A 13,387-nucleotide genomic window follows, 5' to 3' on the forward strand; every position below is an offset into this window, starting at 1 on the left:
TCGTCATACTTTCCTGTCGCTGAGATCACCGTCTTGTCTACTATCCGCCTCACCCTGCTGGCGCTGGTTGCCTGCGTCCCTTTACTGGCTCAGGCCGCGCCGCACCAGCTCACCACCGCCTGGCCGGTTAACGTCGGCCCGCTGAATCCCCATCTCTATACACCCAACCAGATGTTTGCCCAAAGCATGGTCTATGAACCGCTGGTGAAGTATCAGGCTGACGGCAGCGTACAGCCCTGGCTGGCGACCCGCTGGCGTCACGCCGCCGATGGTAAAACCTGGTGGTTCACCCTGCGCGACGATGTGACCTTCTCCAATGGCGAACCGTTTAACGCCCAGGCCGCGGCGGCCAATTTCCAGGCGGTGCTGGCCAACCGCCAACGCCATGCCTGGCTTGAGCTCGCCAACCAGATCACCGACGTGCGGGCGCTCAGCGCCACTGAGTTGCAGATCACTCTGAAAAGCGCCTACGCGCCCTTACTCCAAGAGCTGGCCCTGCCCCGCCCGTTCCGCTTCATCGCGCCCTCGCAGTTTATCGATGGCGGCACCGCCAGGGGCATTAAAGCCCCGATCGGCACCGGTCCGTGGCGACTGGCGAGCTCGCAGCTCAATCAGCGCGATGTGCTGGTACGCAATGAGCGCTACTGGGGTCGTAAACCGGCACTGCAGCAAATCACCATCAAGGTGATCCCCGACGCCACCAGCCGGGCGGTGGCGTTCGAAACCGGGGAAATCGATATGCTCTACGGTGACGAAGGGCTGCTGCCGCTGGACACCTTCGAACGTTTTCGCCATCACCCCGGCTACGTGGCGCGCCTGTCCGCCCCGGTGGAAACGGTGATGCTGGCGCTGAACGCCAGCCAGGGCCCGACCCGCGAGCAGGCGGTTCGTGAGGCGCTCAACTACGCCGTCGATAAACAGACCCTTGTCGATAGCGTGTTGTATGGCACCCAGCAGGTTGCCGACACCCTGTTTGCCCCCTCGGTCCCCTACGCGCCGCAGGATCTGACGCCGCGCCGTTACGACCCGGCAAAAGCCCGCGCCCTGCTGGAGCAGGCTGGCTGGCAGCAGCCGGATGGCCAGCCCTGGCGACAAAAAGCCGGGCAACCGCTGGCGATTGAGCTGGCGTTTATCGGCACCGACGCGCTGGCTAAATCAATGGCCGAAATTATTCAGGCCAATCTGCGGCAGGTCGGCGTCCAGGTCACCCTGGTGGGTGAGGAGGAGAGCAGCATTTACGCCCGCCAGCGCGAAGGCCGCTTCGGTATGATCTTCAATCGCACCTGGGGCGCGCCCTACGATCCGCATGCCTTTTTAAGCTCGATGCGCGTCCCGTCGCATGCAGATTACCAGGCCCAGCGAGGCCTGCCGGACAAGGCGCTGATTGATAAAGAGATTAGCGAAGTACTGACCACGGGGGACGAGGCGCTGCGGAGAAAACGGTACCACGATGTGCTGACCCGCCTGCATCAGGACGCGGTGTATCTGCCCATCAGCTATGTCTCGCTGATGTCGGTTGCGCACCAGGAGGTCGGGGAGATCCCGTTCGCCCCGGTGACCACCGAGATCCCTTTCGATCAGATTAACCCGGTAACGCCATAATGCTACGCTATATTTTACGCCGCCTGCTGCTGCTGATCCCGCTGCTGCTCGCCGCCTCCGCCATCATCTTTCTGCTGCTGCGGCTCGGCACCGGCGACCCGGCGCTGGATTATTTACGTCTGTCGAACCTGCCGCCCACTGAAGAGATGGTTGCCTCGACCCGCGAGCTGCTGGGGCTCAACCAGCCGCTCACTATGCAATATCTGCACTGGCTGTGGCGGGCGCTGCACCTGGATTTCGGTCTCTCCTATGCCACCCAGCGTCCGGTCCTGGATGACCTGCTGCACTTCCTGCCTGCCACCCTGCTGCTCACCGGCGCGGCGCTGGCGCTGATCCTCGTCACCTCGCTGCCGCTGGGCATCTGGGCGGCGCGCCATCGCGATCGCCTGCCGGACTATGTGGTACGGCTGATTGCCTTTCTTGGCGTCTCAATGCCGAACTTCTGGCTGGCCTTTCTGCTGGTGATGCTCTTTTCCGTGCATCTGCAGTGGCTCCCGGCGATGGGGTATGGCGACTGGCAGCACCTGATTTTGCCCGCCGTCTCCATCGCCTTTATGTCGCTGGCGATCAACGCCCGCCTGCTGCGCGCCAGCATGCTGGACGCCGCCAGCCAGCGTCACGTGATATGGGCGCGGCTACGCGGATTGAGCGCGCGCCAGGTGGAGCGCCGACATATCCTGCGCAATGCCACCCTGCCGGTGGTGACCGCCATGGGCATGCACATTGGCGAGCTGATCGGCGGCACCATGATTATCGAAAATATCTTTGCCTGGCCCGGGGTCGGCCGCTACGCAGTTTCCGCCATTTTCAATCGCGATTACCCGGTGATCCAGTGCTTTACCCTGATGATGGTGACGGTGTTCGTGCTGGCTAATCTGGCGGTAGATGTGCTTAACGCGGCGCTCGACCCGCGCCTGCGCCGCCACGAGGAGGTGAGCGCATGAGATGGCTACAAAGCTTTCGCTGGCCGGTAAAACTGGCCATGCTGGTTATCGCGCTGTTGGCAGTCATCGCCATCGGCAGCGGCTGGTGGCTACCCTGGGATCCAGCGGCGATTGACCTTCAGCAGCGGCTGCTACCGCCGGGCGCAGCGCACTGGCTCGGCACCGATCATCTCGGCCGGGATATTTTCTCACGCCTGCTGGCCGCCACCCGCGTTTCGCTGGGGGCGGTGATGGCTTGTCTGCTGCTGGTGCTGCTGATCGGTCTGGCGGTCGGCGGCAGCGCCGGGCTGCTGGGCGGCCGCGCCGACCGCGGCCTGATGCGCCTCGCCGAACTGTTTATGACCTTTCCGACCTCGATCCTGTCGTTCTTTATGGTGGGGGTGCTGGGTACCGGGTTGACCAACGTGATCCTCGCCATTGCGCTGTCGCACTGGGCCTGGTATGCCAGAATGGTGCGTAACCTGGTGGTTTCCCTGCGCCAGCGCGAATTTATCCTCGCCGCCCGACTGAGCGGCGCCAGCCAGTGGCGGCTGTTCAGCGACCATCTGGCCGGGGCGGTGATCCCCTCGCTGCTGGTGCTCGCCTCGCTGGATATCGGCCATATGATGCTTCACGTGGCAGGCATGTCGTTCCTCGGTCTCGGCGTCAGCGCGCCGACGGCGGAATGGGGGGTAATGATCAACGACGCCCGACAGTATATCTGGACCCAGCCGCTGCAAATGGTCTGGCCGGGGCTGGCGCTGTTCATCAGCGTGATGGCTTTTAACCTGCTGGGCGACGCGCTGCGCGATCGTCTCGATCCCCACCTGATCGCGGAGCATAGCCACTGATGCCGCAGAAGATCCAACTGGAACAGATCTCGCTTGCCGCTGACCGACCGCTGGTCAGCGACGTTTCCTTCACCCTGCGCCGCGGGCAGGTGCTGGCGCTGCTCGGCAGCAGTGGCTGCGGAAAATCGCTGACCTGCGCCGCCGCGCTGGGCATGTTGCCGCCTGGCGTCAGGCAAACCGCCGGCCGGGTGCTGCTCGACGGCATTCCGGTGCACGGCGAACAACTGCGCGGCTCGACTATTGCCACCATCATGCAAAACCCACGCAGCGCCTTTAATCCACTGCAGACCATGGCCGCGCACGCCCGGGAAACCTGCCGGGCAGCGGGTCGTGAAACGAATGACGCCGTGCTGCTGGCAGCGATGGAGGAGGTCGGTCTGGACAATCCGCGGGCGCTGCTGAAGCGCTACCCCTTTGAGATGAGCGGCGGCATGCTGCAGCGGATGATGGTCGCTCTCGCCCTGCTCAGCCGCGCGCCCTTTATCATCACCGACGAGCCGACGACCGATCTCGATGCCATCGCCCAGGCGCGCATTCTCGATCTGCTGGCGGATATCGTCGCCAGGCGCGGTCTGGGGCTGCTGCTGGTGACGCATGATATGGGCGTCGTGGCGCGGCTGGCGCATCACGTGACGGTCATGGAGAACGGTCGCCTCGTTGAACACTGCGATGTGAATACGCTATTTAGCGCCCCGCGGCACCCGCTCAGCCAGCGCCTGCTGGCCGCGCATCTGGCGCTGTACGGCCTGGAGAAAACACCATGAATTTACTCAGCGTCACCGGAGTGAGTCACGATTATCCTCACCACGGCAGGGTCCTGCATGCGATCCATCTCGCCATCGCCCCCGGCGAAACGGTGGCCCTGCTCGGACGCAGCGGCTGTGGGAAAAGCACCCTGGCGCGGATGCTGGTGGGTCTGGAAACGCCGCAGCACGGTGATATTGCCTGGCGCGGCACGCCGCTGACTGCCCTCAAGGGCGAGGCCATCGGCGCCTTCCGCCGTGATATTCAGCTGGTATTTCAGGATGCCTTCAGCGCGGTGAATCCGCGCAAAACGGTGCGCGAGATCGTCAGCGAGCCGCTACGCCATCTGTTACGCTTGTCGCGTGAGGCGCGTTCGCGGCGGGTGGAAGAGATGCTGCTGGCCGTCGACCTCGCGCCGTCGCTGCTCGATAAGCGCCCGGCGCAGCTCAGCGGCGGACAGCTGCAGCGCGTCTGCCTGGCACGCGCCCTGGCGGTACGGCCGCAGCTGTTGATCCTGGATGAAGCGGTTTCAAATCTCGATCTGCTGCTGCAGGCGGAGATTATCGCCCTGCTGAAGCGTCTGCAGGCGCAGTTTGACACCGCCTGCCTGTTCATCACCCACGACCTGCGGCTGGTGGAGCGCTTTTGCCAGCGAGTGCTGGTGATGGAGCACGGGCGCATCGTCGAAACCGCGACGGTCAGCTTACCGCTGCGCCTGCACTCCCCTGCCGGACAGGCGCTCCAGCAAGCGGTGCTCCCCCCTTTTCCTGCCACTCTGCTAAACGAGGCCATGCCATGCAGCGCGTAACCCTGACCCTTGATGATGACCTGCTGGCCGCCCTCGATGCGCTCAGCGCCCGCCGTGGCTACCACAATCGCTCGGAGGCGGTACGCGATATTCTGCGCGACGCCCTCAACCAGGATCCTCCGTCGCCGGAATCACGGCGCGGGTATGCCGTCCTGTCGTACGTGTATGAACATGAGAAACGCGAACTGGCGAGCCGGCTGGTGGCCACCCAGCATCATCATCACGATCTCTCCGTCGCCACGCTGCATGTGCATATCAGTCATGACGACTGCCTGGAGATTGCGGTGCTGAAAGGTGACATGGCCGAGGTACAGCATTTTGCCGACGACGTGATTGCCCAGCGCGGCGTGCGGCATGGGCATTTGCAGTGTTTAGCGGATGAAAATTAAAACGATGGCGATCTGCTGCAGACTGTTTTAAGCCTGTTTGAGACGTTCATTGAGCGTCTCGAGGATCCAGGTGTTTACGGAAACCTGTTCCTCCGCAGCGGCGGAGCTAAGACGCTCACCAAATGACTCAGGATAGCGCAGCGTGAAGGTTTTCAGCTTTTCCGGGTGAGCATAAGGCTCAATCCCCGCTTCATGACAATCTGCGAGATATTCCTGTAATGATATCTCGCCCTCCTGTTGTAACCCTTGAATGCTATCGGAAACAAAATCGCAATATCCTGATAATCCCAGGAACTTACCACGGAATGCATTGAGCTCAGGCACGTAGTTGATAACGGCGGGTTGCCCGGCAATCTCCATTGAGTTTGGCGTTTTAGGTTTGATCATGGTTTTACCCCTATAGTGATTAACCAATCGCGCACGCTCTCCACGGCGCCTTTGTCGGTATCCGGCGAAGGATGAGGCCTGTGAAAGCTGGCAATGCTGTGGTTCAACAAAAATTTACAGCGCGAGCCGCGTCCTTCTTTAATCTCCCCGCCTAACGCTTTGATTAGCGATTCAATGTCGGCCCATTTAATGCCCTGTGGGACAGGGGTTTTAAACAGTTGCTCCAACGTGTGGCGCTGTTTATTACGTAAAGATAAAACCTGCTGCTCCATCGCCCTGCCCCATGACTTCATCCATTGAAGTCAAGCTAATGATAGCACAAGATGAAGTCAAGCCAAATCCTGATGAAGTTTGTTTATCAACAGTTGATAAACCACATAAATTATACGCTTTGTGAATTATCCCTCTTCGCCAATAATGGCGCCTCATTTAACGATCTCGTTATGGCGAGGCTCCTGCATAAATACAAGTTACCGCCCTGTTGGTATCGAGAGAGACCACTCAGGGAAATACAGGCTTCCATCGAATCAAGGTGTTGCCAAGGTAACTTCTGGCGGTCATGACCGTTCAGATACGTTATGCAGTGCTAAAACCAGGACGTAGGGATCTGCCTGCGCTAACCCTGTCTTGTTCGCCCCTATGAGTGATTTTTTATAGGGATTTTAATCATGTCTTCCATTCAACTCTGCGCCGCCCATCAGGCGACCTCTGGCTTCGACGGCGATGCGATCGCCCAGTACATGCGTACCGATTTTATTACGCTGCAGGAACATCTCAGCGTCCATGAGGCACGCGAACACTTTATCTCCCAGCTGGACAGTGATGATATTCCCGGCCAGGTGTTTGTCGTCGCCGGCAGGAAACTGCGCGGCAGCCTGTCGGTCAAAAAGCTCCTGCAGGAAGGGGATGTCGGGCAGTCTATCCGCTACCTGATGGACAGCTGCCTGTTTCGCGTCAAACCTGACGACGAGCGCCCGCAGGTGATTGCCGAGCTCAGCGAGCGCGGCCTCGACCTGGTACCGGTTGTCGATAAAGGCGAGCTGGTCGGCTGCCTGATGGAAAAGGAGATCGCCCATCTGCTGGAGGATGACGTCACCGAAGACGCCCAGCTGCAGGGGGCGACGCTGCCGCTGGAAAAACCGTACCTCGAGATCAGCCCGTGGACGCTGTGGAAGAAGCGCTCGGTGTGGCTGCTGCTGCTGTTCGTGGCCGAAGCCTATACCAGCAGCGTGCTGCAGCATTTCGAAGAGGCGCTGGAATCGGCCATCGCCCTCGCCTTCTTTATTCCGCTGCTCATCGGCACCGGCGGCAATAGCGGAACGCAGATCACCTCGACGCTGGTGCGCTCGATGGCGCTGGGGGAAGTGCGGCTGCGCGATATGGGGCGGGTGATCCGCAAAGAGGTGTCGACCTCGTTTCTGATTGCCCTGACCCTGGGTCTGGCGGGCTGCCTGCGCGCCTGGATGATGGGGATTGGCATGGAAATCACGCTGATCGTCAGCCTGACGCTGGTATGTATTACCCTGTGGAGCGCGATTGTCTCGTCGATCATTCCGATGGTGCTTAAGCGGATCGGCATCGACCCGGCGGTGGTTTCCGCGCCGTTTATCGCTACGCTGATTGATGGCACCGGGCTGATTATCTATTTCAAAATAGCCCAGTATTTTCTTGGGTTGAACTGATCAAGTAAGCCCGGGTGCCACAGTACCCGGGCCCTTGGATTACCCTTCCACCAGCGCCTGCGCGCAGGCCCAGGCGCTTGACCACGCCCACTGGAAGTTATAGCCGCCGAGCCAGCCGGTGACGTCCATCACTTCGCCGATAAAGTAGAGACCCGACGCCTTACGCGCCTCCATGGTACGTGACGAAAGTTCGTTGGTATCCACGCCGCCGAGGGTCACCTCCGCCGTCCGGTAGCCTTCGGTGCCGTTCGGCTGCACGCGCCAGGCGGTCAGTGTCTCCACCAGCGTCTGCTGATCGCGAACGTTCAGTTGCTTCAGTGTCACATCAGGTATCTGTCCCAGCTGCTGCAGACACTCCACCAGCCGCTTCGGCAGCTGCATCGCCAGGGTATTTTTCAGGCTCTGGTTGGGATGCGCGCTGCGCTGCTCGTTAAGGAAGTCCTCAAGATTGCAGTCCGGCAACAAGTTAACAGTGACGAACTCGCCGGGCTGCCAGTAGCTGGATATCTGCAGCACCGCCGGCCCGGAAAGGCCACGATGGGTAAACAGCAGATTTTCGCGGAACAGGGTGCCGTTCTCGGCGGTAATGGTAGAAGGCACCGAAACGCCGGAGAGCACCTGAAGCTGCTCGAGCAGCGGCTTATGCAGGGTAAACGGCACCAGCCCGGCGCGGGTCGGCAGTACCTTCAGGCCGAACTGCTCGGCCACCTTGTAGCCAAACGGCGAGGCGCCGAGCCCCGGCATCGACAGACCGCCGGAGGCAATCACCAGCTTTTTGGTCATCAGCGTTTCGCCGTTCACCTGTAGCCGGTAGCCTTGTTCATCTCGCTCGACGCTGAGAATTTCGCTGCGCAGGCGGATCTGCACGTCGCCCTTTTCGCATTCCGCGAGCAGCAGATTGACGATCTGCTCCGCCGAATCATCACAAAACAGCTGGCCGAGCGTCTTCTCATGCCAGGCGATGCCATATTTGCCGACCAGCTCGATAAAGTCCCACTGGGTGTAGCGCGCCAGGGCAGATTTGCAAAAATGCGGGTTTTGGCTCAAATAGGCCGCCGGCTCAACATACATGTTGGTAAAGTTGCAGCGGCCGCCGCCGGACATCAGAATTTTTCGTCCCGGCTTTTTGCCGTTATCGAGCAGCAGGACGCGGCAGCCGAGCTGGCCCGCCTGCGCTGCGCAAAACATTCCCGCCGCTCCGGCGCCAACGACAATGGCATCAAACCTTTCCACACCGCGTTCCTCGTTCCCCAATTGTCGGGTTTTGTAAATATTTCACTCTGGTCACACCAGCGGGAAAAATCCCGCATTAGATACATCATTGAAAGATATAGGATTACTCCCAACAGGGTAAAACCTAAACAGGAAGAAAATCAAAAAAAGTCTATATTTCACTTTGCCCGCGCCGCTAAAGTCACTGATAATGCGCCGCGTTCATGTCCTCAAAATGGCGTAACGTCCTATGCTACATTTATTTGCCGGTCTGGATTTACATACCGGACTATTATTATTGCTTGCTTTAGCTTTTGTACTGTTTTACGAAGCGATTAACGGTTTCCATGATACCGCAAACGCGGTGGCTACGGTTATCTACACTCGCGCAATGCGGTCGCAGCTTGCTGTGGCGATGGCGGCGCTCTTCAACTTCTTCGGCGTTCTGCTGGGCGGTCTCAGCGTAGCCTATGCCATTGTGCATATGCTGCCCACCGATCTGCTGCTTAACATGGGTTCCGCACATGGCCTCGCCATGGTGTTCTCTATGCTGCTGGCGGCGATCATCTGGAACCTCGGCACCTGGTATTTCGGCCTCCCGGCCTCCAGTTCTCACACCCTGATTGGCGCCATCATCGGTATTGGTTTAACCAATGCGCTAATGACCGGTACTTCAGTGGTTGATGCGCTGAATATCCCGAAAGTCATCGGCATTTTTGCTTCGCTTATCATCTCGCCGATCGTCGGTCTGGTGATTGCGGGCGGCCTGATTTTCATTCTCCGTCGCTACTGGAGCGGTACCAAAAAACGCGCGCGTATCCACCTGACCCCCGCAGAGCGTGAAAAGAAAGACGGTAAGAAAAAACCGCCGTTCTGGACCCGTATCGCCCTGATCCTGTCCGCTATCGGCGTGTCGTTCTCCCACGGCGCCAACGATGGGCAGAAAGGCATTGGTCTGGTGATGCTGGTGCTGATTGGCGTCGCCCCGGCGGGCTTCGTGGTGAATATGAACGCCTCCGGTTACGAAATCACTCGTACCCGCGATGCGGTCAACAACGTGGAAACCTTCTTCCAGCAGCGCCCTGACCTGCTGAAGAAAGCCACCGGTGTTGACCAACTGGTTCCGTCTCCGGATACCAATACCGCGGCCAACGGTGAGTTTCATTGCCATCCAGCAAATACTATCAACGCGCTTGACCGCGTGAAGACTATGCTGACCGGCGTTGAAACCTACGATTCACTGTCACCGGATCAGCGCGGTCAGCTGCGTCGCATTATGCTCTGCATCTCCGACACCACTGATAAAGTGGCGAAGCTGCCGGACGTCAGCGCTGACGACCAGCGTCTGCTGAAGAAACTGAAAACCGATATGCTGAGCACCATCGAGTACGCGCCAATCTGGATTATTATGGCGGTCGCGCTGGCGTTAGGTATCGGCACCATGATCGGCTGGCGCCGCGTGGCGACCACCATCGGCGAGAAGATTGGTAAGAAGGGCATGACCTACGCTCAGGGGATGTCGGCACAGATGACCGCAGCGGTTTCTATCGGTCTGGCGAGCTACACCGGAATGCCGGTTTCCACCACCCACGTGCTCTCCTCCTCGGTGGCGGGGACAATGCTGGTGGATGGCGGTGGTCTGCAGAAAAAGACCGTGACCAGCATCCTGATGGCCTGGGTGTTGACCCTTCCGGCAGCGATTATCCTTTCAGGCGTCCTTTACTGGCTCTCCCTGAAACTGATTTAAACGTCATTCGATCAAAACGGGTCAGCTTGCTGGCCCGTTTTTTTATCCCGAAGATGCCTTTAGTGCCAGATCATCAGCGCAATCAGGCTCACCACCACCAGACCGCACAGCGCGCTGGTCAGGATAAACTGACGACGGACACGTTCGCAGCGACGAATAAATTCATCATCGTGATGGTCACGGTAACGCTGGGCGTAGATATACCAGACCAGCCGCATCTGTTTGCTGGGCTGCCCATGCGAGGTAAAAAAGCCGCCGCCATCAACATACTGATAGAGCAAGGGATCGCAACCACGTAGCACCACCAATAATGCACGCAACGATGAGAAGTAGCGTGCCATATTCACCACACAAACGACACACAGGGCCCAAAACAGCGCAATAGTGCTGATCATACCTCCTCCCCGGCGACCCGCCCACGGAGAAATCCTCCGCGGCTACCGCTCCCCAAATAACTCACGACGATACCGTAAAGAGTGCGATTCCGATCACATTTATTTTTCCGACCGGCTCATTAAATAGTGTAGGAGATCCATTAATTTTTTTACCACAAGGTTATTCGTTATCAATACGTAAGACGGATAAATTTGTTTAACTTTTAGGTGAACCCAGTGCATTGACGGAGTGCGGGGGGCGCTATAAGGTAGGAAATATCTTCTACAATGAAGTCCTTAAAGGCTACCCTCCCGCGAATGTAGCACGCAGGACGCGGGCGAAACGGCAGCGCCAGCTGTCAGGTCCAATGGTCATCGACAAACTTATGGAAGGAGTAACACTATGGCTTACAAACATATTCTTATTGCAGTAGACCTGTCCCCGGAGAGTAAAGTACTGGTTGAAAAAGCCGTTTCTATGGCCCGCCCGTATAACGCAAAAGTGTCCCTGATCCACGTGGATGTGAATTACTCCGACCTCTACACCGGGCTGATTGACGTTAACCTCGGCGACATGCAAAAACGCATCTCCGAAGAGACCCATCACGCGCTGACCGAGCTCTCCACCAACGCGGGCTACCCGATCACCGAGACCCTGAGCGGCAGCGGCGACCTCGGCCAGGTGCTGGTCGATGCGATTAAAAAATATGATATGGATCTGGTGGTCTGCGGCCACCATCAGGACTTCTGGAGCAAGCTGATGTCTTCTGCCCGCCAGCTGATCAACACCGTCCATGTCGACATGCTGATCGTCCCGCTGCGCGACGAAGAAGACGAATAACCGTCCCGTTTTATCTGCGTAAGACGCCCGCCGATGCGGGCGTCTTTATTTTCGCTTTCTCCTCACCGCATGGCAGAGATTAAAGCCATAAAATCGCCATTCAATTAGTGTGATCAACCAGTTATTCGCCAAAACATCTATATAATAATCTATTCATTAAGCCAATAACCGCAGCATGGCGAGTTATCAGACATTTTCGGCGCGTTCTGGCATACGCGTTCATACTTTTTGGGAAAGTAAAACAAGGCGAAGGAATATGAATACAACTGCACCTACGGGCTTGCTGCAGCAACCTCGTCCGTTCTTCATGATCTTCTTTGTGGAGCTCTGGGAACGTTTTGGCTATTACGGCGTTCAGGGGATCCTGGCGGTCTTCTTTGTCAAACAGCTGGGCTTCTCTCAGGAACAGGCCTTTATCACCTTCGGTGCTTTCGCGGCGCTGGTTTACGGGCTGATCTCCATCGGCGGCTACGTGGGCGACCATCTGCTGGGGACCAAACGCACGCTGGTGCTCGGCGCCATTGTGCTGGCTATCGGCTACTTTATGACCGGGATGTCGCTGCTGAAACCGCAGCTGATCTTTATCGCTCTCGGCACCATCGCCGTCGGCAACGGTTTGTTTAAAGCCAACCCGGCGAGCCTGTTGTCAAAATGCTATCCGCCTAAAGACGCCCGTCTCGACGGGGCGTTTACCCTGTTTTATATGTCGATAAACATCGGTTCACTGCTGTCGCTCTCGCTGGCGCCGGTGATCGCCGAAAAGTTTGGCTATGCCGTGACCTATAACCTGTGCGGCGCGGGGCTGATTATCGCGCTGCTGGTCTACTTCGCCTGCCGCGGGATGGTGAAAGATATTGGCTCCGAGCCGGATCATCGCCCCCTCAGCCTGCGCAATCTGGCACTGGTGCTGGCCGGGACGGTGGTAATGATTTTTCTCTGCGCCTGGCTGATGCATAACGTGATGGTCGCCAACCTGGTGCTGATTGTCCTGTCGACCGTGGTCATTGCGTTCTTTTTCCGCGAAGCGTTTCGCCTCGATAAAACCGGACGCAACAAAATGTTCGTCGCCTTTATCCTGATGATCGAGGCGGTACTGTTCTACATTCTGTATGCCCAGATGCCGACCTCGCTGAACTTCTTCGCCATCAACAACGTCCATCATGAGATCCTGGGCTTTACCATCAACCCGGTCAGCTTCCAGGCGCTCAATCCCTTCTGGGTGGTGGTTGCCAGTCCGGTGCTGGCGGCGATCTACACCCATCTCGGTCACAAAGGGAAAGACCTGACCATGCCGGTGAAGTTTACCCTCGGGATGTTGCTCTGCGCGCTGGGCTTCCTGACCGCCGCAGCCGCCGGAATGTGGTTTGCCGACGCCCAGGGATTAACCTCGCCGTGGTTTATTGTGCTGGTCTATCTGTTCCAGAGCCTGGGCGAACTGCTGATCAGCGCCCTGGGGCTGGCGATGGTTGCCGCGCTGGTGCCGCAGCATCTGATGGGCTTTATTCTGGGGATGTGGTTTCTGACCCAGGCCGCCGCGTTCCTGCTGGGCGGCTATGTGGCGACCTTTACCGCGGTGCCGGAAAACATCACCGATCCGCTGCAGACCTTGCCGGTCTATACCAATGTGTTCAGTAAAATTGGCCTGGTGACGCTGGGCGTCACGGTGGTGATGGCGCTAATGGTGCCGTGGCTGAACCGGATGATTAATACCCCGGCCAGCGCCGAGTAACCGTTTAAGACGGCCGATCCGCGCTGGCACCGTTTGTTCAGATATTGCGGTTCCCGGCTTGCGCTACGCTGAGCCGGGCGACAATTCGGTAGCCCGGA

14 protein-coding genes and 1 riboswitch are annotated in these 13,387 nt (G+C 58.5%); of the genes, 10 read left to right on the plus strand and 4 right to left on the minus strand.

Annotated elements, in window-relative coordinates:
• Positions 1-33 precede the first annotated feature (33 nt).
• From nikA to nikR, 6 genes are read left to right on the plus strand one after another with little or no spacing between them, the layout of a single operon-like run.
• The gene (gene nikA / locus FHW76_RS14520; protein WP_008806949.1) at positions 34-1,602 is read left to right on the plus strand and encodes a nickel ABC transporter substrate-binding protein; all 1,569 of its coding nucleotides are present in this window, start codon (positions 34-36) and stop codon (positions 1,600-1,602) included.
• Positions 1,602-2,546 carry a nickel ABC transporter permease subunit NikB gene (gene nikB, locus FHW76_RS14525; RefSeq protein ID WP_032733899.1) on the plus strand — a complete coding sequence of 315 codons (945 nt, stop codon included), beginning with the start codon at positions 1,602-1,604 and terminating at the stop codon, positions 2,544-2,546. The genes nikA and nikB overlap by 1 nt, the downstream gene beginning before the upstream one ends.
• Positions 2,543-3,376: a nickel ABC transporter permease subunit NikC gene (nikC, locus tag FHW76_RS14530; RefSeq protein WP_012967107.1), complete on the plus strand. Its 834-nt coding sequence runs from the start codon at positions 2,543-2,545 to the stop codon at positions 3,374-3,376. Before nikB ends, nikC begins: the two co-directional genes overlap by 4 nt.
• Positions 3,376-4,140 carry a nickel import ATP-binding protein NikD gene (locus tag FHW76_RS14535; RefSeq protein ID WP_183476792.1) on the plus strand — a complete coding sequence of 255 codons (765 nt, stop codon included), beginning with the start codon at positions 3,376-3,378 and terminating at the stop codon, positions 4,138-4,140. Before nikC ends, FHW76_RS14535 begins: the two co-directional genes overlap by 1 nt.
• Positions 4,137-4,928, plus strand: coding sequence for a nickel import ATP-binding protein NikE (gene nikE / locus FHW76_RS14540; RefSeq protein ID WP_012540373.1), 792 nt, complete (start codon positions 4,137-4,139; stop codon positions 4,926-4,928). The genes FHW76_RS14535 and nikE overlap by 4 nt, the downstream gene beginning before the upstream one ends.
• The gene (nikR, locus tag FHW76_RS14545) at positions 4,916-5,317 is read left to right on the plus strand and encodes a nickel-responsive transcriptional regulator NikR (RefSeq protein ID WP_004181488.1); all 402 of its coding nucleotides are present in this window, start codon (positions 4,916-4,918) and stop codon (positions 5,315-5,317) included. The genes nikE and nikR overlap by 13 nt, the downstream gene beginning before the upstream one ends.
• Positions 5,318-5,344: 27 nt before the next feature.
• Here nikR and FHW76_RS14550 read toward each other — a convergent pair whose 3' ends face one another.
• Together FHW76_RS14550 and FHW76_RS14555 are read right to left on the minus strand one after the other, a co-directional pair.
• Complete coding sequence (locus tag FHW76_RS14550; protein ID WP_022066422.1) at positions 5,345-5,704, minus strand: type II toxin-antitoxin system HicB family antitoxin; 360 nt, start codon at positions 5,702-5,704, stop codon at positions 5,345-5,347.
• A complete protein-coding gene (locus FHW76_RS14555) occupies positions 5,701-5,976 on the minus strand; it encodes a type II toxin-antitoxin system HicA family toxin (protein ID WP_022066423.1) in 276 nt (91 codons plus the stop codon). The genes FHW76_RS14550 and FHW76_RS14555 overlap by 4 nt, the downstream gene beginning before the upstream one ends.
• A gap of 158 nt (positions 5,977-6,134) precedes the next feature.
• Positions 6,135-6,316, plus strand: a riboswitch (M-box (ykoK) riboswitch).
• A 56-nt stretch (positions 6,317-6,372) separates the two neighbouring features.
• Here FHW76_RS14555 and FHW76_RS14560 point away from each other — a divergent pair.
• Positions 6,373-7,386, plus strand: a complete 1,014-nt coding sequence (locus FHW76_RS14560) for a magnesium transporter (protein WP_022066424.1) — start codon at positions 6,373-6,375, stop codon at positions 7,384-7,386.
• A gap of 39 nt (positions 7,387-7,425) precedes the next feature.
• On the opposite strand, the gene FHW76_RS14565 is transcribed toward FHW76_RS14560, so the two are convergent.
• A complete protein-coding gene (locus FHW76_RS14565; RefSeq protein WP_012967106.1) occupies positions 7,426-8,619 on the minus strand; it encodes an NAD(P)/FAD-dependent oxidoreductase in 1,194 nt (397 codons plus the stop codon).
• 229 nt (positions 8,620-8,848) lie between these two features.
• On the opposite strand from FHW76_RS14565, the gene pitA reads away from it, so the two are divergent.
• Positions 8,849-10,345 carry an inorganic phosphate transporter PitA gene (gene pitA / locus FHW76_RS14570; RefSeq protein ID WP_008806938.1) on the plus strand — a complete coding sequence of 499 codons (1,497 nt, stop codon included), beginning with the start codon at positions 8,849-8,851 and terminating at the stop codon, positions 10,343-10,345.
• 59 nt (positions 10,346-10,404) lie between these two features.
• Here the strand turns inward: pitA and uspB are convergent, their stop codons facing one another.
• The gene (uspB, locus tag FHW76_RS14575) at positions 10,405-10,740 is read right to left on the minus strand and encodes a universal stress protein UspB (RefSeq protein WP_002921203.1); all 336 of its coding nucleotides are present in this window, start codon (positions 10,738-10,740) and stop codon (positions 10,405-10,407) included.
• Between the two features lie 382 nt (positions 10,741-11,122).
• Between uspB and uspA the strand changes: the two genes are divergently transcribed.
• A complete protein-coding gene (gene uspA / locus FHW76_RS14580; RefSeq protein ID WP_004145166.1) occupies positions 11,123-11,560 on the plus strand; it encodes a universal stress protein UspA in 438 nt (145 codons plus the stop codon).
• Between the two features lie 256 nt (positions 11,561-11,816).
• Positions 11,817-13,289 carry a dipeptide/tripeptide permease DtpB gene (gene dtpB / locus FHW76_RS14585; RefSeq protein ID WP_183476793.1) on the plus strand — a complete coding sequence of 491 codons (1,473 nt, stop codon included), beginning with the start codon at positions 11,817-11,819 and terminating at the stop codon, positions 13,287-13,289.
• Positions 13,290-13,387: the final 98 nt, after the last annotated feature.

The organism is Klebsiella sp. RC2 (genome assembly GCF_014192815.1).
GTDB classification, from domain to species: Bacteria; Pseudomonadota; Gammaproteobacteria; order Enterobacterales; family Enterobacteriaceae; genus Klebsiella; species Klebsiella variicola.

What these genes read in the sequence shown, in the direction of transcription:
- nikB (WP_032733899.1), top strand. Translation starts at nt 1,602, where the DNA reads ATGCTACGCTATATTTTACGCCGCCTGCTGCTGCTGATCCCGCTGCTG.
- nikC (WP_012967107.1), top strand. Translation starts at nt 2,543, where the DNA reads ATGAGATGGCTACAAAGCTTTCGCTGGCCGGTAAAACTGGCCATGCTG.
- FHW76_RS14535 (WP_183476792.1), top strand. Translation starts at nt 3,376, where the DNA reads ATGCCGCAGAAGATCCAACTGGAACAGATCTCGCTTGCCGCTGACCGA.
- nikE (WP_012540373.1), top strand. Translation starts at nt 4,137, where the DNA reads ATGAATTTACTCAGCGTCACCGGAGTGAGTCACGATTATCCTCACCAC.
- nikR (WP_004181488.1), top strand. Translation starts at nt 4,916, where the DNA reads ATGCAGCGCGTAACCCTGACCCTTGATGATGACCTGCTGGCCGCCCTC.
- FHW76_RS14550 (WP_022066422.1), bottom strand. Translation starts at nt 5,704, where the DNA reads ATGATCAAACCTAAAACGCCAAACTCAATGGAGATTGCCGGGCAACCC.
- FHW76_RS14555 (WP_022066423.1), bottom strand. Translation starts at nt 5,976, where the DNA reads ATGGAGCAGCAGGTTTTATCTTTACGTAATAAACAGCGCCACACGTTG.
- FHW76_RS14560 (WP_022066424.1), top strand. Translation starts at nt 6,373, where the DNA reads ATGTCTTCCATTCAACTCTGCGCCGCCCATCAGGCGACCTCTGGCTTC.
- pitA (WP_008806938.1), top strand. Translation starts at nt 8,849, where the DNA reads ATGCTACATTTATTTGCCGGTCTGGATTTACATACCGGACTATTATTA.
- uspB (WP_002921203.1), bottom strand. Translation starts at nt 10,740, where the DNA reads ATGATCAGCACTATTGCGCTGTTTTGGGCCCTGTGTGTCGTTTGTGTG.
- uspA (WP_004145166.1), top strand. Translation starts at nt 11,123, where the DNA reads ATGGCTTACAAACATATTCTTATTGCAGTAGACCTGTCCCCGGAGAGT.
- dtpB (WP_183476793.1), top strand. Translation starts at nt 11,817, where the DNA reads ATGAATACAACTGCACCTACGGGCTTGCTGCAGCAACCTCGTCCGTTC.